This window comes from Rathayibacter sp. VKM Ac-2856 (assembly GCF_013205055.1).
In the GTDB taxonomy this organism is placed as follows: domain Bacteria; phylum Actinomycetota; class Actinomycetes; order Actinomycetales; family Microbacteriaceae; genus Rathayibacter.
Window position 1 is genome coordinate 147,679 of the sequence record NZ_JABMLF010000006.1, and the last position, 16,459, is coordinate 164,137.

Genomic DNA, 16,459 nt, shown 5'->3' on the forward strand with positions numbered 1-16,459 from the left:
TGTCATCGCTCCCAGAAGGATGGTCCGACCGGCTCCGTGAAGTCGCTGCGGGCGACCAGGTATCCGTCGGCGTCGATGGTGATGGGGAGCTGCGGAAGCGGGCGCTTCGCAGGACCGAAGATGACCTCGGCCTCGCGCTTGATGTCGAACTGCGACTGGTGGCACGGGCACAGGAGGTGGTGGGTCTGCTGCTCGTACAGCGCCACGGGGCAGCCGACGTGCGTGCAGATCTTGGAGTAGGCGACGATGCCGTCGTAGTTCCAGGTCTCGCGACCCTCGCTGACGGTCAGGTCCTCGGGCTTCAGGCGCATCAGGAGGACGGCGGCCTTGGCCTTCTCCTCCAGCTTGCCCTCGACCTGGTCGAGTCCCTCGGGGATGACGTGGAAGGCGGAGCCCAGCGTGACGTCCGATGCGAGGATCGGCGCTCCGGAGGGGTCCAGGGTGAGCCGCGTGCCCTCGCGCCACAGCGTGGTCTTGAGGAGGGCGACGGGGTCCTGATCCTGGGGTCCGAGGCCTCGGAACAGGATCACGGCGGGCAGGGGGAAGACGATCAGCGAGCCGATGAGGCTGTTGCGGATCAGGGAGCGGCGGCCGAAGCCGGACTCCTTGTCGGACTGGTCGAAGATCTCGAGGGCGCGGGCGCGGGTGTCCTCCGCGCTGCGGACCGGGTGGCGGATGTCGATGCCCTCGTGGTCGGACATGAGCTGCTTGCCCCAGTGGACCGCGGCGATGCCGATGCCGAGGAGCGCCAGCGCCATGCCGAGGCCGATGAACAGCGTGTTCAGCCGGACCGACTCGATGCTCTCCGTGATGGGGAACGCCATGTAGGCGGCCACCGCGAAGATCGAGCCCGCGAAGGAGAGGTAGAAGAGCGTGTAGACCGTGCGCTCGGCCCGCTTCGCGACCTTGGGGTCGAGGTCGGTCATCCGGGGGCGGTGCGGCGGGAGGCCCGGGTCCTGGACGCGGTCCCGCGTCACGACCGCGGTGCCGGCCGGAGCACTTCCGTGCCCGGGGGCCGACGAGGTGGCGAGGTCGGTGCCACCCTCATCGTGCTCTGCCATGGTTCTCCTTTTCACGCCGTGTCGACGCCGCTCGGCGTCGTGGGGGTCGAGCGCCCGCCAGGGCGCCTGTCGTTGCTAGTTGGATCGTGCGGTGATCCACACCGTCAGGGCGACGATGGAACCGAGTCCGAAGATCCAGAGGAAGAGGCCTTCGGCCACGGGGCCGAGGGAGCCCAGGGCGAATCCGCCCGGAGAGGGGTTGGCCTCGATGTACTTGAGGTAGGAGATGATGTCGCGCTTGTCTTCCGGCGAGATGTTGAGGTCGTTGAAGACCGGCATGTTCTGCGGGCCGGTGACCATCGCCTCGTAGATGTGCGCCTCGGTCACGCCGCCCAGCGGGGGAGCGAACTTGCCCTCGGTCAGTGCGCCGCCGGCGCCGGCGACGTTGTGGCACATGGCGCAGTTGATGCGGAAGAGCTCGGCGCCGTTGGCGGAGTCGCCCTGGCCGTCGAGGACCTCGCCGCTGGGGATCGCGGGGCCGGGCGCCAGGGAGGCGACGTAGGCCGCCAGCTCGGCGACCTGGTCGTCGGTGAACTGCACCGGCTTCTCGAGCGCCTGCGGGCCGTGCATCTGCATCGGCATGCGGCCCGTGCCGACCTGGAAGTCGACCGAGGCGGCGCCGACGCCGATGAGCGACGGGGCGTTGCTGGTGCCCGCGGCGTCGAGGCCGTGGCAGGTGGCGCAGTTGGCGGCGAAGAGCTTCGAGCCCTCGTCGATCGTCTGCTGGCTCGTGGCCGAGGTCTCGGCGGAGGCGGAGGTCGCGACGCCGACGGCCGCGTAGGTGCCGCCGGTGAGCCCGAGGCCGATCGCGATCAGGGCCAGTGTGGCCAGCGGGTGACGGCGACCCTTCTTGGCGCGGCTCTTCTTCGGGGAGGCCATCGAGGCAACCTTCCTGCGGGGTTCGGGAGTGTGGTGGGGCATGGAGGCGGCGGGCCTCACTTGAGGAAGTAGATGACGACGAAGAGGCCGACCCAGACGACGTCGACGAAGTGCCAGTAGTAGGACACGACGATCGCGCTGGTCGCCTCCTTGTGGCCGAAGTTCTTGACGGCGAAGGCGCGGCCGATGACGAGGAGGAAGGCGATGAGCCCGCCGGTCACGTGCAGGGCGTGGAAGCCGGTGGTGATGTAGAAGGCCGAGCCGTAGGCGTTGCTCGAGAGGGTGACGCCCTCGGAGACGAGGGTCGCGTACTCGAGGACCTGGCCGCAGACGAACACCGCGCCGAGGGCGTAGGTGAGGAAGAACCACTCGACCATGCCCCACTTGAACGGGCTGAGCCCGGTGGAGCGCGGCTGCAGGCGCTCGGCGGCGAACACGCCGAACTGGCAGGTGAACGACGAGGCGACCAGGATCACCGTGTTGACGCTCGCGTACGGGACGTTCAAGATGCTGGTCTCGGCCGACCACAGCTCCGGGGAGGTGCTGCGGAGGGTGAAGTAGATCGCGAAGAGGCCCGCGAAGAACATGACCTCGCTTCCCAGCCAGACGATCGTTCCGACCGCGACCGGGTTGGGTCGGTTCACTGCGGGCACGGTGGCCGTGGGGGAGAGAGAGGTGCTCGTCACACAGACCATTATGAACGATCGCAAGGGGGGGAAGTCGCACTTCCCGTGGGGCCTTCGTAGTCGCATAATCTGAGAGCCATGTCGGAAACCCTGTCCTGGCCGCGCATTCTCGGTTCCCTCCTCGACTCCTCCGATCTCTCGGTGTCCGAGGCGACGTGGGCGATGGAGCGGGTGATGCAGGGCGAGGCGACGCCGGCGCAGCTCGCCGGGCTGCTGATCGCGCTGCGCGCCAAGGGCGAGACGGTCGACGAGATCGTCGGCTTCCGCGACGCGATCCTCGAGCACGCGGTGCCGCTGGACGTCGATCCGATGGCCCTGGACATCGTCGGGACCGGCGGCGACCGCTTCGGCACGGTCAACATCTCCTCGACGGCGTCGATCATCGCCGCGGCGGCCGGGACGCCGGTGATCAAGCACGGGAACCGCGCGGCCTCGTCGTCCTCGGGCTCCTCGGACGTGCTCGCGGCGCTCGGCGTCGACCTGACGCTGCCGGCGGAGCGGGTCGCGGAGGTCTTCCGCCGCACGGGCATCGGCTTCGTCTTCGCGGCGATGTTCCACCCCGGGTTCCGCCACGCCGGACCGGTCCGCGCCGAGCTCGGCGTGCCGACCGTCTTCAACTTCCTCGGGCCGCTCTGCAACCCGGCGCGCCCGGAGGCGTCGGCGGTGGGCGTGGCGCACCTCGACCGCGTTCCGCTCTTCGTCGGCGTGTTCCAGACCCGCGGGGCGACCGCGCTCGTCTTCCGCGGCGACGACGGGCTCGACGAGCTCTCGACCACCGGGCACAGCCACATCTGGGAGGTCTCGCGCGGCTCCGTCGTCGAGCACGACCTCGACCCGCGCGACCTCGGCATCCGCCGGGCGAGCATCGACCAGCTGCGCGGGCGCGACGCCGCCTACAACGCGCAGGTCGTCCGCTCCGTCCTCGCCGGCGAGGAGGGCCCGGTGCGCGACATCGTGCTGCTGAACGCCGCGGCGGGGCTGATCGCCTTCGACCTCGCGCGCGACCCGGGCCTCATCCGCACGGCGATCCTGGACCGCTTCCGCTCGGCGCTCGATCGCGCCGCGGCGGCGGTCGACTCCGGGGCCGCGACGGCGAAGCTCGACCAGTGGGTCGAGGAGACGCAGCGCGCGAGCTGAGCCCGTGCCGCACCCGCGCCGAGCCGTCGGCCCGCGCGGGTCGGGGCCTGCGCCGGGACGGGGCTCGGGCGTAACGTGGAGCCGCTGTCCGCGACGGTGCGGCGCGCCCTGGAGGAGACCTCGATGAAGAAGCTCATCAACGACCCGAAGAACGTCGTCGCGGAGTCCGTGGCCGGATTCGGCCTCGCGCACGCCGACCTGGTGCGGGTCGAGCCCGATCCCCTGTTCGTCGTGCGGGTGGACGCCCCGCGGCAGGGCAAGGTCGGCCTGGTCAGCGGCGGCGGCAGCGGGCACGAGCCGCTGCACGCGGGCTTCGTCGGAGTCGGCATGCTCGACGCCGCGGTGCCCGGACCGGTGTTCACCTCGCCGACCCCCGACCCGATCGTGGCGGCCACCAAGGCGGTCGACGGCGGGGCGGGCGTCCTGCACATCGTGAAGAACTACACGGGCGACGTGCTCAACTTCGAGACCGCGGCCGACCTGGCCCTCGCCGACGGCGTCGAGGTGCGCTCGGTGATCGTCGACGACGACGTCGCGGTGAAGGACTCGCTCTACACCGCCGGGCGCCGCGGCGTCGCGGGCACCGTGCTGGTGGAGAGGATCGCCGGGGCCGCCGCCGAGCGCGGTGACTCGCTGGACGAGGTGGCCGCGGTCGCGGAGGCGGTCGTCGCGGGCGTGCGCTCGATGGGCGTCGCGCTGCGGCCGTGCACGGTGCCGCACGCGGGGGAGCCGAGCTTCGAGCTGGCGGAGGACGAGATCGAGATTGGCATCGGGATCCACGGCGAGCCCGGGCGCGAGCGGATCCCGCTCGAGCCGGCCGACCGGATCGTCGACCGCCTGCTCGCCCCGATCCTCGAGGACCTCCCCTTCTCCTCCGGCGACGACGTGCTGCTCTTCGTCAACGGACTCGGCGGCACTCCGCAGATCGAGCTCTACCTCGTCTACCGCCGCGCGGCCGAGGTGCTGGCCGAGAAGGGCGTCGTCGTGCAGCGGAGCCTGGTCGGCAGCTACACGACCTCGCTGGAGATGCAGGGCGTCTCGATCACGCTGCTGAAGCTCGACGCGGCGATGACGGAGCTCTGGGACTCGCCGCTGCAGACGGCGGCGCTGCGCTGGGGCCGCTGAGCGCGCCGGAGCGGGCACGGGGCGGGGCCGCCGCCGGGAGCACGGCGACGGCCGGACGGACGACACGACGACACGACGGTCGCGGGAGCGACGCAGGGAAGAGGACGGATCGATGCAGGACGGACAGGGAGCCCAGGGGCTCGATGCGGCGTGGGCCGCGGCGTGGATCCGCGGGGCGGCGCAGGCCGTGTCGGAGCACCGGGTCGAGCTGATCACGCTCGACCGCGCGATCGGCGACGGCGACCACGGCGAGAACATGGACCGCGGCTTCCAGGCCGTGCTCGCGAAGCTCGACGCGGCGGACACCGGGGCGCAGACGCCGGGGGACGTGCTCAAGCTGGTCGCGACCACGCTGATCTCCACGGTGGGCGGTGCCTCCGGCCCGCTCTTCGGCACGGCGTTCCTCAAGGCCGCAGGCGCGGTCGCCGGCAAGGAGTCGCTCGACGGCGCGGCGGTCGTCGCGCTGCTGACGGCGGCGCGGGACGGCATCGTGCTGCGGGGCAAGGCCGAGGTCGGCGACAAGACGATGGTGGACGCGTGGACTCCGGCGGTCGAGGCCGCGGGGAGCGCCGCGGCGGGCGGCTCCTCGCCGGCCGAGGTCCTGGCGGCGGCGGCGGACGCGGCGCAGGCGGGGGCGGAGTCGACCGACCCGCTCGTCGCGCGGAAGGGCCGGGCGAGCTACCTGGGCGAGCGGGCGATCGGGCACCGCGATCCGGGCAGTGTCTCGAGCGTCCTGCTGCTGCGCGCGGCGGCCGAGGCGGCGGCGTGAGCGTCGGGCTGGTCCTCGTCTCGCACAGTGCGCGCCTGGCCGAGGGGCTGGTCGAGCTGGCGGCGCAGATGGCGCCCGAGGTCGCTCTGATCGCCGCGGGCGGCACGGACGACGGCGGCATCGGGACCAGCTTCGAGCGGATCACCGCGGCGCTGGCCGAGGCCGACTCCGGCGAGGGCGCCGTGGTGCTCTGCGACCTGGGCTCCGCGATCATGACGGCGGAGACGGCGGTCGAGTTCCTCGACGACGAGGCCCGGGAGCGGGTGCGGATCGCGGACGCACCGCTCGTGGAGGGCGCGGTCGCTGCGGCGGTCGCGGCCGGGGCGGGCGGTGCTCTCGCCGACGTGCTCGCGGCGGCGGAGTCGGCGCGGGGCGCGCTCCTCGCGGAGCCGGGGCAGCAGTCGGCGGCGGCCGACGTGCCGAGCGTGCGCCGGACCGTGCGGCTGATCAACCCGAACGGGCTGCACGCCCGTCCGGCGGCCGACTTCGTCACCCTCGCGACCCGCTTCGACGCCCGGATCGACGTCAACGGCAAGGACGCGACGAGTCTGCTCGGCGTGATGTCGCTGGGGCTGGACCGCGGCGACGAGGTGGCGATCTCGGCAACCGGCACCGAGGCGGAGGAGGCCGTGGGCCGGCTGGCGGACCTCGTCGAGTCGGGGTTCGGCGAGGTCTAGGCGCAGCCCGCTCAGGTGGGGGCGGCGCGCGCCTCCTACCCTGAGCGCATGCCTCTGCGCGGAACCCGACCCCCGTCCGTCCTGCTCCGGCGCGTCCTCGCGGTTCCGCGCGCCGTCCGCCGCGCCGACGCCCGCGCCGCCCGGCGGCTGAACGCCCGCCGTCCGGTGCCGCTGCTGGACGGCGCCCTGGTCGGGCTCTCGCGCGCCGCCGACCACGGGGTGCTCTGGTTCGGTCTCGGGGCGCTGCTCGTGCTCGCGGGGCGGCCGCGGGAGGCGGCCCGGGGAGCGGCGTCGCTGGCCGTCGCGAGCGCCGCGGCGAACCTGGTGGGCAAGCAGCTCTTCGGCGGGGTCCGGCCGCTCGTCGTCGACGTGCCGGTGGGGCGGCGGCTCGCCCGCGTGCCCACCTCGCCCAGCTTCCCCTCCGGTCACGCGGCGAGCGCGGCCGCCTTCGCCGCCGGTGTCGCGCTGGAGAACCCGCGGGTCGGGCTGGCGGTCGCGCCCGTCGCCGCGGCGGTCGCGTTCTCGCGACTGCACGTCGGCGTGCACTGGCTGTCGGACGTGCTCGGCGGGGCGGCGCTCGGTGCGGCCGTCGCGGGGCTCGGGCGGGTGCTGGTGCCGGCGCGACCGCGGCACGTGCCCGTCTCGGAGCGCGCGATGCTGCCGCCCGTGGACGTCCGGCCGCTGGGCGACGGCGCGGGTCTGCTGGCGGTGCTCAATCCGAGCGCGGGTCGCGACTCGCACCGGCCGGACCCGGAGCCGATGATCCTGCAGCGCTTCCCCGCGGCGCGCGTGCACCGGCTGGCCGAGGGTGAGGACCTCGCTGAGGTCGTCCGCTCGGCGCGCGCCGGCGACGCTCCGCCCGAGGTGCTCGGTGTCTACGGCGGCGACGGGACCATGGCGGTCGGCGCGGCGCTCGCGCGGGCGGAGGGCATGACGCTGCTCGTGCTGCCCGGCGGGACGATGAACCACTTCGCTAAGGCGCTGGGCCTCGTCTCGATCGAGGACGCGCTCGACGCGGCCGCTCACGGGGAGCGCCGCGACGTCGACGTGGCGGAGGTGACCGCTGGGGACGCCGCGCCGGTGACGGTGCTGAACACGGTCTCTATCGGGCTGTACCCGGAGTTCGTGGCGGCGCGGGAGAAGCGCGAGAAGGTGCTCGGCAAGCCGCTCGCCTCCGTCCTCGCGGCCTTCGAGGTCGTCCGCTCGAGCGACCCGTTCGAGCTGAGGCGCGACGGGCGCACCGAGCTGGTCTGGTCCTACTTCGTCGGGGTGAACGGGGAGCACCCGCGCACCGCGACTCCGCTCGCCCGCCGGCGCCTGGACGACGGGCACCTCGACATCCGCGTGCTGCACTCGGGCCGGACGCCGCGGACCCGCGGGGCCGTGTCGCTGGCGCTCGGCCGCGGCGCGACGCCGGTGGTGGGGCGCGTGCCCGGCTGGCGGGCGCCGGTGGTCGAGTCGACCAGCACGCCGGACGTCGTGGTCGGCGCGCGGCGCCCGGCCGGCGTCGACCCGGAGTGGGCGCACGACGGCGAGAGCGAGGTGTTCGACGGCGAGCCGGCGGGCTTCCACGAGGCGAGCGTCCGGATCGTGCCGCTGGCGCTGCGGGTCTACTCGGCGGCGGACGACCGGGGCCCGCAGGAGGGCGGTGCCCGGAAGTAAAGCCCCCCGTCGACATCCGCCCGGACGGGGCCGGGGCGGGGAGCGCGTGCCACGCTGAGGACGGAGCCGGCCGGGCTCTCCTGCAGCCGGCCGCTCCCCAGCTGAAGGAGTCCGCCGTGCGACGCATCCACTACGCCGAGGGAAGCGTGCTCACCGGTGACGACATCGCCGCCGCTGTGCTCGAGTACGCCCGGATGCTCGCCTCGACGGCGACCGCCGCGACGGTGGAGATCCCCGTCCGGCGCGGCGAGGACGTGCTGACCGCTCGGCTGCTCCTCGGTCCGTCGAGCCAGATGCTCGTCGAGGACGAGCCGGACGTCGGCGCCGAGCTCGTCGACGCGGAGCTCGTGGCGGACATGCTCGACCGGGCCCGGCGACTCGGGCGCCCGGTGCCGATGGCGACCGACGACGACCTGGCGGTGCCGCTGGACGTGCTCGACTACTGAGCGCTCGACGCTCCGGCCCACTGCGCCTCGAGGGCGTCGAGGGCGGGGAGCTGACCGGCGGTGATCAGCTCGCGCGCCCGGTCGATCGGGAGCCACTCCGCGCGCTCGATCTCGGGGAAGGCGCGGACGACGCCGGAGCCGGGCGGCCACTCCAGCTCGAAGGTGTTGCTCGCGACGAAGGCGATCCCGTCGGCGCACTCCGCGGCGAAGACGGTCACGGTCTTGCCGGAGCGCAGGCGCCAGGAGCCGAGCAGCGCGTAGTCGAGCTCTGGCGCGGGCACGCCGATCTCCTCCTCGAACTCGCGGCGGGCGGCGTCCAGCGGCGCCTCCTCGAGGGTGTGCAGGCCCTTGGGGATCGACCAGGCTCGCGGGCGGCGCGTCCACAGCGGTCCGCCCATCCGGCCGAGGAACACCTCGCACCCGCCCTCGTGCCGCCGGTGCAGGAGGAGGCCGGCGCTGGTGGGGGACGTCATCGCCGCGATCCGCTCATCCCGTCATCCTGCCGCGTCGCCGTGGAAGGATCGAGGGGCCGACCCGCGATCCGCCCGGAGTGACCCATGAGCAGCACCGCCGCCCGCAGCACTGACGTCAGCACCGACGTCAGCACCGACGCCAGCGCCGACGCCGCCGTCGAGAACCGCCCCGAGAGCGCCGAGGGCGCCGAGAGCGCGGTCCTTCGGCGGCTGCGCGAGGAGCTCGGCGAGGCGGTGACGACTGAGGGGCCGGCCTTCGAGGCCGCGCACATCGACAAGTCGGGCTGGACGGCGGAGGGACGCGCGCTGGCGCTCGTCCGCGCGCGGTCGATCGCCGACGTGCAGGCGACGCTCCGGCTGGCCTCCGCGCACCGGGTGCCGGTCGTCCCGCGCGGCGCGGGGACCGGGCTCGCGGCGGGAGCCGTCGGTCGCGCCGGCGCGATCGTGCTGTCGACGGCGGCGATGGACCGCATCCTCGAGATCTCGCTGGAGGACGAGCTGGCGGTCGTCGAGCCGGGCGTCCTCAACCAGGCGCTCTCGGACGCGGTCGCCGCCGACGGGCTGATCTTCTCGCCCGACCCGGCCAGCAAGGCGATCTCGAGCATCGGCGGCAACATCGCCACGAACGCGGGCGGACTGCTCTGCGCGAAGTACGGGGTCACCCGCGAGTCGGTGCTGGGCCTCGCGGTCGTGCTGGCCGACGGGCGCCTGCTGCGGACCGGGCGCCGCAGCGTCAAGGGCGTCGCCGGCTACGACCTCACGGCGCTGCTGACGGGGTCGGAGGGGACGCTCGGCGTGATCGTGGAGGCGACGGTGAAGCTGCGGCCGATCCCGGCCGGCCGGGTCGTGACGATCGGCGCCTACTTCCCGAGCGTCGTCGCCGCGGCCGCGGCCTCGGCCGCCGTCACGGCCGCGCGGCTGCGACCCGCGGTGATGGAGCTGATGGACGAGGCGGCGCTCGCCGCGATCGGCCGCTACACCGGCACCGCGCTGGACCGCGGCGCGGCCTACCTGCTCGTGCAGACCGACGGCGGGGGAGCGGAGGACGAGGCGCGCCGCATCCTGGCGATCGTGGCGGAGGCGGGCGGGGACGCCGAGTCCACGGACGACCCGGCGGCGGGCGAGGCGCTGCTGGCCGTGCGGCGGGCGTTCCACCCGGCGCTCGAGGCGGAGGGGGAGGTCCTGATCGAGGACGTCTGCGTGCCGCGCTCGGCCCTGCCCGCGATGTTCGCCGCGATCCGCGGCATCGAGGAGCGGACCGGGCTGAGCATCCCGACCGTGGCGCACGCCGGCGACGGCAATCTGCACCCGAACTTCGTGGTGCCGCCGGGCTCGGACGGCGTGGGAGAGGACGTCTGGGCGGCCGCGGGGGAGCTCTTCCGCACGGCGCTCGCCCTGGGCGGCACGCTGACCGGCGAGCACGGCGTGGGGCTGCTGAAGCGGCGCTGGCTGGCGGAGGAGCTGGGCGAGGACTCGATGGCGCTCCAGCGCGGGATCAAGGCGGTGTTCGATCCTCTCGGGATCATGAACCCGGGGGCCGTGTACTGAGGAGGCCCCGCTCCGTCGTCGCCCGTCAGAGCAGCTCGGTCAGCTGCGCGGCTGTGAGGACGATCACGGCGGCCGACATCAGCCAGTAGAGGATCGTCTCGCGCCACGAGCCGGCCGAGCCGAGCACCGGGACCGCCGCGTAGCCGCCGGAGGTCCAGAGGCGGCGCAGCACGGGCGTCCGCCGCACCCAGCGCGGCGAGCGGATCCGCAGCGGCCACAGCCAGTTGATCCCCTCGGTGGTGAGCGCGTCGCCGGCGACGTGCACGAGGTAACCCAGTGTCGCGGCGACCTGCAGCCAGGCCCAGGTGCCGTCGGCGAGGGCGACCAGGAGCGCGGTCACGACGCCCGCGCCCGCCCACGCGATCGGCCAGGAGGGCGCGGCCCGCACCGCCTTCGCGGCGAAGGCGAGGGCCGGCAGCGTGAGGACGGCGGCGAGGGACACGGGACCCACCAGCGGCACCGGGAAGCGCAGGGCGACCAGGATCGGGATCAGGTACCAGACGACGGCGACGGCGAGCAGGGAGTGCATCCCGTGCCGGTGCCCGCCGCTGATGCGGCCCGCGGTCGCGGTGAGGAGCGAGGCGCCGGGTGCGGAGCGCGAGATCGTCGCGCGGGCGTGATCGGCGTCGGGGACGAGCGCCCAGCCGGCGGCGACGCCGAGGCCGACCAGCCGGAGGTCCGGCGGCAGGCCGTCGAGGCCGAGCGGTGCGGCGAGAGCCGGGACGGTGGTCGCGACGGACCAGGCGAGCGCGCCGGAGACGGCGTGCGAGCGACCCATCACGAGGTGCCTCCGCGGGGTGGAGATGCGGAAGAGGGAGGAGAGGAGAGGGAGTGGGCGATACCGGACTCGAACCGATGACCTCTTCCGTGTGAAGGAAGCGCGCTACCAACTGCGCCAATCGCCCTGACAGCCGTCTTGTGGACGACCCGAGAATCGATCGTAGCGGATCCGCGACGCCCCGGCGCACCAGGACGGGCGCGCCACGCCCGGGTGAACAGCGGGTTGCGGGGCGGTTTCGCGCGGAAAGACGCGGCTCGCGAGACGCGGAGCCCGAATCGGTGCGCCGTCGATTTGGAACTTCGCGCGGCGTTCGGATACAGTCTTCTAGGTCGAGCCGGGCAGCGAAAGCGCCGGGGAGACAGGCAAGGCAGTAGCAAATAGCAAGTGGCAGCAAGACAGTGTTCCAACACATCATGCGGATGTGGCGCAGTGGTAGCGCATCACCTTGCCAAGGTGAGGGTCGCGAGTTCGAATCTCGTCATCCGCTCGAAGAACCGGCCCCCGGGCCGGTGTTTCACCAGGTCGGCCTCGAGGAATCATGAGGGGCCGCCGACACCGAATCCCGTACACGGTGGATTGGCCGAGAGGCGAGGCAGCGGCCTGCAAAGCCGTATACACGGGTTCGAATCCCGTATCCACCTCGATCGTTCACCGAACGAGGTGCTCCTTCTGGGGCAACGGGCGATTGGCGCAGCGGTAGCGCGCTTCCCTGACACGGAAGAGGTCACTGGTTCGATCCCAGTATCGCCCACCACTCAGGACACCCCCGGCTCCGGCCGGGGGTGTTCTGCGTTAACCGCCCGGAGTCCGTGCGCCGACGGCCCGGGTCGGTCTAGCCTCGCAGGGTGTCAGCCTCGATCGCCGTCGGTCACGGCACCGTCCTCCGTCTGATCGCCCGCGAGGACGGCCCCGCGCTCGCGGCCGCCTACCGCCGGAACCGCCGCCGGCTCGCGCCGTGGGAGCCGCTGCGCTCGGCACGGTTCTTCGAGGCGGGCGGGCAGACCGACGCGATCGCGGACGCGCTGCACGCGCACCGGTCGGGTGCCTTGCTCCCGCTGGTCCTCGAGCGCGGGGACGAGCTGGTCGGCCGGGTGACGCTCTCGAACGTCGTGCACGGCGCCTTCGACAGCGCGGACCTCGGCTACTGGGTCGACGGCGAGCTGGAGGGCCGCGGCGTGATGACCCGCGCGGTCGGCGCCACCCTGGGACTCGCCCGCGACGAGCTGCGGCTGCACCGGGTGCAGGCGGGCACGCTGCTGCACAACGTCGGCTCGCAGACGGTGCTCGAGCGCAACGGCTTCGAGCGGATCGGCGTGGCCCGGCGATACCTGCGGATCGCGGGGGAGTGGCAGGACCACCAGCTCTTCCAGGTGCTGCTGGAGGACGCGGCGCCGCTGCCGCTGCTGCCGCCGCAGCCCTCGCCGATGCGGCTCGTCTAGGGTGAGCGGCGCCGACGCTCGCTCGGCGCGGGCAGCCGGAGGGACGACGACGATGAGGCGCACGATCGGTGGACGCGCATTCGACTTCGAGCGCGAGGTCGCGGTGATGGCGGTCGTGAACCGCACGCCCGACTCCTTCTACGACAAGGGCTCCACCTTCGCGCTGGACCGGGCGGTCGAGGCCGCCGTGCGGGCCGCGGAGCAGGGCGCGGACTGGGTCGACATCGGCGGGGTGCCGTTCGGGCGGGGGCCCGCCGTCTCACTGCAGGAGGAGCTGGACCGGGTGGTGCCGGTGGTCGCCGGAATCCACGAGCGCAGCGACGTGGTGATCTCGGTCGACACGACGCGCGCCGAGGTGGCCCGCGCGAGCATCGCCGAGGGCGCCTCCGTGGTCAACGACACCAGCGGGCTGCACGATCCGGGGATGCTCGCGGTGCTGGCCGGGTCCTCGGCGCAGCTCGTCGTGACGCACAGCGTCGGTGCGCCGCGCAGCGAGCCGGTGGCGCCGCAGTACGACGACGTCGTGGCGGAGGTGATCGAGCACCTGCGCGTCCGGGTCGAGCGGGCGCGGGCGGCGGGCGTCCCCGACGACCGGCTGATCGTCGATCCCGGCCACGATCTGAACAAGAACACGCTGCACACGCTGGAGCTGACGCGGCGGCTGGGCGAGCTCGGGGTGCTCGGGCTCCCGGTGCTGGCGGCGGTGTCGAACAAGGACTTCATCGGCGAGACGCTGGACCGGCCGCAGGGGGAGCGGCTGGAGGGATCGCTGGCGGCGGCGGTGATCTGCATCCTGAACGGGGCGCGGATCGTGCGGATGCACGACGTGCGCCAGGCGGTCGACGCGGTGCGGCTCACGGAGGCCGTGCTGGGCTGGCGGGCGCCGGCGTTCCTGCGCCACAACACGGCGGCGGATCCGGCGGCGGTGGCGGCGGCGGCGACGGCGACGGCGGCGGGGTCTGCGGGCACGGCCGGCGCGAGCGGCGCGACGGCGGTGGGCGCGTGAGCGCGGCGATCGACCGGCTGCGGCCGGCGCCCGCCGCGGACCTCGACGACGGGCAGCTGCTGGCGGCGTACGCGGACGGCGCCGGCGACGCGTGGCTCCGGGTCAACTTCGTCTCGAGCATCGACGGCGCGGTGACGCGCGAGGGCGTGTCGGGGGCGCTGGGCGGCGAGGCGGACCTCCGGGTGTTCGACCTGCTGCGGCGACTCGCCGACGTGGTGCTCGTCGCGGCCGGCACGGTGCGGAACGAGGGCTACGGGCCGATGGTGCTCGGCGAGGAGGGGGCGGCGGCGCGGACGGCGGCGGGGCTGCCGCCGCACCCCGTGTTCGCGGTGGTGTCGGGGTCGCTCGACCTCGATCCGGCGGACCGGCTCTTCACCGAGGCGCCGGTGCGGCCGATCGTGGTGACGACCGCGGCGTCCCCGGCGGATCGCCGGGCGGCGCTCGCGGAGGTGGCCGACGTGCTGGTCTGCGGCGAGGACGCCCTGGACGTGCCGCGGCTGCGCGAGGAGCTCCTCGCGCGCGGGCTGGCCCGGATCCACTGCGAGGGCGGCCCGGGGCTGCTCGGCACGCTGCTGGCCGCGGACGCCGTCGACGAGCTGTGCCTGACGATCAGCCCCTCCCTCGAGTCGGGCGACGCCGGCCGCATCGCCCGCGGCACCGCGACCGCCCGCGACATGCGCCTCGCCCACGTCCTCGCCGCCGGCGACACCCTCCTCCTCCGCTACCTCCGCTGACCCCTCCCTCCCCTCCCCGTCCCCCCTCCCCGCCGCGAGATGCCACTTGTGCACGCGACACGCCGTGGAGAGCGTGCACAAGTGGCATCTCGCGGGAAGAGAAGAGGGGGAGGGGGAGGATGAGGGGGTGAGTGGGCCGGATCTGGGGAGGCAGACGTCGATGGCGGGGGTGCGGGTGCCCGCGGTCGCGGTGGCGATGAACGGGGGTGCGGTGCCGGCGCTGGTGTGGCGGAATCAGCTGGACGGGCTGACCTTCCGGGTGCGGGACGGGTTCCTGAAGTGGAATCCGCGCTCGAGTGGCGTCGATCTCGGGCGGGAGGCGCTCCGGCTGGAGTGGGTCGCGGGTCGGCATCCGGTGCCGCGCGTGCTGGAGCGCGGCGAGGACGCCGAGGCGCAGTGGCTGCTGACCGCGCCGCTCGTCGGGACGAGCGCCGTTGCTCCGGAGTGGATCGCCCGCCCGGAGGACGCCGTCCGGGCGATCGCGGCGGGCCTGCGGGCGCTGCACGCGCTGCCGGTGGCCGAGGTGCCCGCGGCGCTCCGCGGGGACTCGTGGTTCGACCGTCGCCCGGACGTGCTCGGGGCGGCTCCTCCCGTGCCGGAGCCGGTCGTGGTGCACGGGGACGCCTGCGCCCCGAACACCCTGATCGGCGCGGACGGACGCTGGAGTGCCAGCGTCGACGTGGGCGATCTGGGCGTCGGGGACCGCTGGGCGGATCTCGCGGTCGCGGCGGTCAGCCTGGGCTGGAACTACGGCGAGGGCTTCGCGCCGCTGCTGCTGCAGGAGTACGGGATCGAGTCCGACGAGCGCCGCGCGCAGTACTACCGGGAGCTGTGGCGCCTGGAGTCCTGAGCGGCGCGCGCGTCGCCGGCCGTCACTTCCTCTCGGCGGCCTCCTCGGTCTCCTTCGCGCCGTCGTCGTCCTGCGAGGGGCCCTTCTGCCCGCGGTTCTCGCTGGAGAGGCGCAGCCAGCGGCCGTCGCGGACGTCCTTCTCGTGCACCTTCGCCTTCTTGTCGCTCGCCGCGGTGTCGCGCGGGGGCAGCTGGATGGTCTCCTCCGCCGCGATGCCGGCCTGGAGCTCGCGGCCGCGCTCGAGCTCGGCGTCGAACTCTGCGCCGAAGAGCAGGGCGATGTTGGTGATCCAGATCCAGAGCAGGAAGACGATCACGCCACCGAGGGAGCCGTACGTCTTGTTGTAGTTGGAGAAGTTGGCGACGTAGAAGGCGAAGCCGACCGAGGCGAGCAGCCAGATGAAGAGGGCGAGGATCGAGCCGGTGCTGATCCAGCGGAACTTCGGCTGGCGGATGTTCGGCGCCCAGTAGTAGAGGATCGCGATGGTCAGGACGGCGATGACGATCAGCACCGGCCACTTGGCGATGTTCCAGACCGACAGCGCGGCGGGGCCGAGGCCGACGACGTCGCCGACGGCGGTGGCGACCGGGCCGCTGAGCACCAGGATCAGGGCGGCGACGACGATGAGGACCACGGTGACGACGGTGACGCCGAGCATGGTCGGGCGCAGCTTCCAGAACGGGCGGCCCTCGTCGATCTCGTAGACGCGGTTCATCGCGCGGCCGAAGGCGCCGACGTAGCCGGACGCGGACCAGAGGGCGCCGAGGAGGCCGGTGACGAAGGCGACACCGGCGGCCGGGGAGTTCACCAGCGACTCGATCGGGTCGCGCAGCAGGTCGACGACCTCGGCGGAGGCGAGGTTGCCGACCAGGTCGAGCACGGTCTGCGTCGTTGCCTGGGCCTGGCCGAACAGGCCGAGCACGGAGACGATCGCGAGCAGCGCCGGGAACAGGGCCAGCACGGCGTAGTAGGTCAGCGCGGCGGCGAGGTCGGTGCACTGGTCGGCGCCGAACTCGCGGCCGGTCTTCTTCAGGACGTAGAGCCAGGAGCGCTTCGTGATGTCGGTGACGTCGTCGGGCTTGCGCGCGTCGTCGGGCTCGGGCGCGGTCTTCTCGCGGGTCGTGCTCTTCTCGGCCATGCCGGACACGCTATTGCCCCGCGGGTCCCGAGGGAGGCCCCTTGACGC

17 protein-coding genes and 4 tRNA genes are annotated in these 16,459 nt (G+C 73.6%); 14 read left to right on the forward strand and 7 right to left on the reverse strand.

The window, feature by feature from the left end:
- Nucleotides 1–2: 2 nt before the first annotated feature.
- The 3 genes from HQQ82_RS17890 to HQQ82_RS17900 form a co-directional block, all read right to left on the reverse strand.
- Nucleotides 3–1,061: a ubiquinol-cytochrome c reductase iron-sulfur subunit gene (locus tag HQQ82_RS17890; RefSeq protein ID WP_173235451.1), complete on the reverse strand. Its 1,059-nt coding sequence runs from the start codon at nucleotides 1,059–1,061 to the stop codon at nucleotides 3–5.
- A 75-nt stretch (nucleotides 1,062–1,136) separates the two neighbouring features.
- A complete protein-coding gene (locus tag HQQ82_RS17895; RefSeq protein WP_173235453.1) occupies nucleotides 1,137–1,940 on the reverse strand; it encodes a c-type cytochrome in 804 nt (267 codons plus the stop codon).
- 56 nt (nucleotides 1,941–1,996) lie between these two features.
- Nucleotides 1,997–2,635: a heme-copper oxidase subunit III gene (locus tag HQQ82_RS17900; RefSeq protein WP_173235455.1), complete on the reverse strand. Its 639-nt coding sequence runs from the start codon at nucleotides 2,633–2,635 to the stop codon at nucleotides 1,997–1,999.
- A gap of 69 nt (nucleotides 2,636–2,704) precedes the next feature.
- On the opposite strand from HQQ82_RS17900, the gene trpD reads away from it, so the two are divergent.
- The 6 genes from trpD (at nucleotide 2,705) to HQQ82_RS17930 (ending at nucleotide 8,442) form a co-directional block, all read left to right on the forward strand.
- Complete coding sequence (gene trpD, locus HQQ82_RS17905; RefSeq protein WP_173235457.1) at nucleotides 2,705–3,763, forward strand: anthranilate phosphoribosyltransferase; 1,059 nt, start codon at nucleotides 2,705–2,707, stop codon at nucleotides 3,761–3,763.
- A gap of 123 nt (nucleotides 3,764–3,886) precedes the next feature.
- Nucleotides 3,887–4,888, forward strand: a complete 1,002-nt coding sequence (gene dhaK, locus HQQ82_RS17910; RefSeq protein WP_173235459.1) for a dihydroxyacetone kinase subunit DhaK — start codon at nucleotides 3,887–3,889, stop codon at nucleotides 4,886–4,888.
- Nucleotides 4,889–5,000: 112 nt separating this feature from the next.
- The gene (gene dhaL / locus HQQ82_RS17915) at nucleotides 5,001–5,657 is read left to right on the forward strand and encodes a dihydroxyacetone kinase subunit DhaL (protein WP_173235462.1); all 657 of its coding nucleotides are present in this window, start codon (nucleotides 5,001–5,003) and stop codon (nucleotides 5,655–5,657) included.
- The gene (gene dhaM, locus HQQ82_RS17920; protein WP_173235464.1) at nucleotides 5,654–6,334 is read left to right on the forward strand and encodes a dihydroxyacetone kinase phosphoryl donor subunit DhaM; all 681 of its coding nucleotides are present in this window, start codon (nucleotides 5,654–5,656) and stop codon (nucleotides 6,332–6,334) included. The genes dhaL and dhaM overlap by 4 nt, the downstream gene beginning before the upstream one ends.
- A gap of 48 nt (nucleotides 6,335–6,382) precedes the next feature.
- Complete coding sequence (locus HQQ82_RS17925) at nucleotides 6,383–7,996, forward strand: bifunctional phosphatase PAP2/diacylglycerol kinase family protein (protein WP_173235466.1); 1,614 nt, start codon at nucleotides 6,383–6,385, stop codon at nucleotides 7,994–7,996.
- 116 nt (nucleotides 7,997–8,112) lie between these two features.
- Nucleotides 8,113–8,442 carry a hypothetical protein gene (locus HQQ82_RS17930; protein WP_173235468.1) on the forward strand — a complete coding sequence of 110 codons (330 nt, stop codon included), beginning with the start codon at nucleotides 8,113–8,115 and terminating at the stop codon, nucleotides 8,440–8,442.
- Here HQQ82_RS17930 and HQQ82_RS17935 read toward each other — a convergent pair.
- Nucleotides 8,436–8,915, reverse strand: a complete 480-nt coding sequence (locus tag HQQ82_RS17935) for an NUDIX domain-containing protein (RefSeq protein ID WP_173235470.1) — start codon at nucleotides 8,913–8,915, stop codon at nucleotides 8,436–8,438. The two genes, HQQ82_RS17930 and HQQ82_RS17935, sit on opposite strands and share 7 nt — an antisense overlap.
- A gap of 84 nt (nucleotides 8,916–8,999) precedes the next feature.
- Between HQQ82_RS17935 and HQQ82_RS17940 the strand changes: the two genes are divergently transcribed.
- Nucleotides 9,000–10,463 (forward strand): FAD-binding oxidoreductase, encoded by a 1,464-nt coding sequence (locus HQQ82_RS17940; RefSeq protein ID WP_173235472.1) that lies wholly within the window; start codon nucleotides 9,000–9,002, stop codon nucleotides 10,461–10,463.
- A 25-nt stretch (nucleotides 10,464–10,488) separates the two neighbouring features.
- Here the strand turns inward: HQQ82_RS17940 and HQQ82_RS17945 are convergent, their stop codons facing one another.
- Together HQQ82_RS17945 and HQQ82_RS17950 are read right to left on the reverse strand one after the other, a co-directional pair.
- Nucleotides 10,489–11,241, reverse strand: coding sequence for a metal-dependent hydrolase (locus HQQ82_RS17945; RefSeq protein ID WP_173235474.1), 753 nt, complete (start codon nucleotides 11,239–11,241; stop codon nucleotides 10,489–10,491).
- A 54-nt stretch (nucleotides 11,242–11,295) separates the two neighbouring features.
- Nucleotides 11,296–11,368: transfer RNA gene (locus tag HQQ82_RS17950), tRNA-Val, on the reverse strand.
- A 291-nt stretch (nucleotides 11,369–11,659) separates the two neighbouring features.
- Here HQQ82_RS17950 and HQQ82_RS17955 point away from each other — a divergent pair.
- The 7 genes from HQQ82_RS17955 (at nucleotide 11,660) to HQQ82_RS17985 (ending at nucleotide 15,273) form a co-directional block, all read left to right on the forward strand.
- Nucleotides 11,660–11,731, forward strand: a tRNA-Gly gene (locus HQQ82_RS17955).
- Nucleotides 11,732–11,814: 83 nt separating this feature from the next.
- Nucleotides 11,815–11,885, forward strand: a tRNA-Cys gene (locus HQQ82_RS17960).
- A 38-nt stretch (nucleotides 11,886–11,923) separates the two neighbouring features.
- Nucleotides 11,924–11,998: transfer RNA gene (locus HQQ82_RS17965), tRNA-Val, on the forward strand.
- Between the two features lie 91 nt (nucleotides 11,999–12,089).
- Nucleotides 12,090–12,683: a GNAT family N-acetyltransferase gene (locus HQQ82_RS17970; protein ID WP_173235476.1), complete on the forward strand. Its 594-nt coding sequence runs from the start codon at nucleotides 12,090–12,092 to the stop codon at nucleotides 12,681–12,683.
- Nucleotides 12,684–12,735: 52 nt separating this feature from the next.
- Nucleotides 12,736–13,689, forward strand: coding sequence for a dihydropteroate synthase (gene folP / locus HQQ82_RS17975; protein WP_173235477.1), 954 nt, complete (start codon nucleotides 12,736–12,738; stop codon nucleotides 13,687–13,689).
- A complete protein-coding gene (locus HQQ82_RS17980; protein WP_367948007.1) occupies nucleotides 13,686–14,423 on the forward strand; it encodes a pyrimidine reductase family protein in 738 nt (245 codons plus the stop codon). The genes folP and HQQ82_RS17980 overlap by 4 nt, the downstream gene beginning before the upstream one ends.
- Before the next feature lie 127 nt (nucleotides 14,424–14,550).
- Nucleotides 14,551–15,273 carry a phosphotransferase gene (locus HQQ82_RS17985; protein ID WP_367948008.1) on the forward strand — a complete coding sequence of 241 codons (723 nt, stop codon included), beginning with the start codon at nucleotides 14,551–14,553 and terminating at the stop codon, nucleotides 15,271–15,273.
- 22 nt (nucleotides 15,274–15,295) lie between these two features.
- Here the strand turns inward: HQQ82_RS17985 and HQQ82_RS17990 are convergent, their stop codons facing one another.
- The gene (locus HQQ82_RS17990) at nucleotides 15,296–16,411 is read right to left on the reverse strand and encodes a YihY/virulence factor BrkB family protein (protein WP_216848750.1); all 1,116 of its coding nucleotides are present in this window, start codon (nucleotides 16,409–16,411) and stop codon (nucleotides 15,296–15,298) included.
- Nucleotides 16,412–16,459: the final 48 nt, after the last annotated feature.

Bases quoted from the DNA above. Each gene is read 5' to 3' on its own strand.
- HQQ82_RS17890 (WP_173235451.1), bottom strand. From the start codon at position 1,061: ATGGCAGAGCACGATGAGGGTGGCACCGACCTCGCCACCTCGTCGGCC.
- HQQ82_RS17940 (WP_173235472.1), top strand. From the start codon at position 9,000: ATGAGCAGCACCGCCGCCCGCAGCACTGACGTCAGCACCGACGTCAGC.
- dhaL (WP_173235462.1), top strand. From the start codon at position 5,001: ATGCAGGACGGACAGGGAGCCCAGGGGCTCGATGCGGCGTGGGCCGCG.
- dhaK (WP_173235459.1), top strand. From the start codon at position 3,887: ATGAAGAAGCTCATCAACGACCCGAAGAACGTCGTCGCGGAGTCCGTG.
- HQQ82_RS17945 (WP_173235474.1), bottom strand. From the start codon at position 11,241: ATGGGTCGCTCGCACGCCGTCTCCGGCGCGCTCGCCTGGTCCGTCGCG.
- HQQ82_RS17895 (WP_173235453.1), bottom strand. From the start codon at position 1,940: ATGGCCTCCCCGAAGAAGAGCCGCGCCAAGAAGGGTCGCCGTCACCCG.
- HQQ82_RS17925 (WP_173235466.1), top strand. From the start codon at position 6,383: ATGCCTCTGCGCGGAACCCGACCCCCGTCCGTCCTGCTCCGGCGCGTC.
- HQQ82_RS17900 (WP_173235455.1), bottom strand. From the start codon at position 2,635: ATGGTCTGTGTGACGAGCACCTCTCTCTCCCCCACGGCCACCGTGCCC.
- HQQ82_RS17990 (WP_216848750.1), bottom strand. From the start codon at position 16,411: ATGGCCGAGAAGAGCACGACCCGCGAGAAGACCGCGCCCGAGCCCGAC.
- HQQ82_RS17935 (WP_173235470.1), bottom strand. From the start codon at position 8,915: ATGACGTCCCCCACCAGCGCCGGCCTCCTCCTGCACCGGCGGCACGAG.
- folP (WP_173235477.1), top strand. From the start codon at position 12,736: ATGAGGCGCACGATCGGTGGACGCGCATTCGACTTCGAGCGCGAGGTC.
- trpD (WP_173235457.1), top strand. From the start codon at position 2,705: ATGTCGGAAACCCTGTCCTGGCCGCGCATTCTCGGTTCCCTCCTCGAC.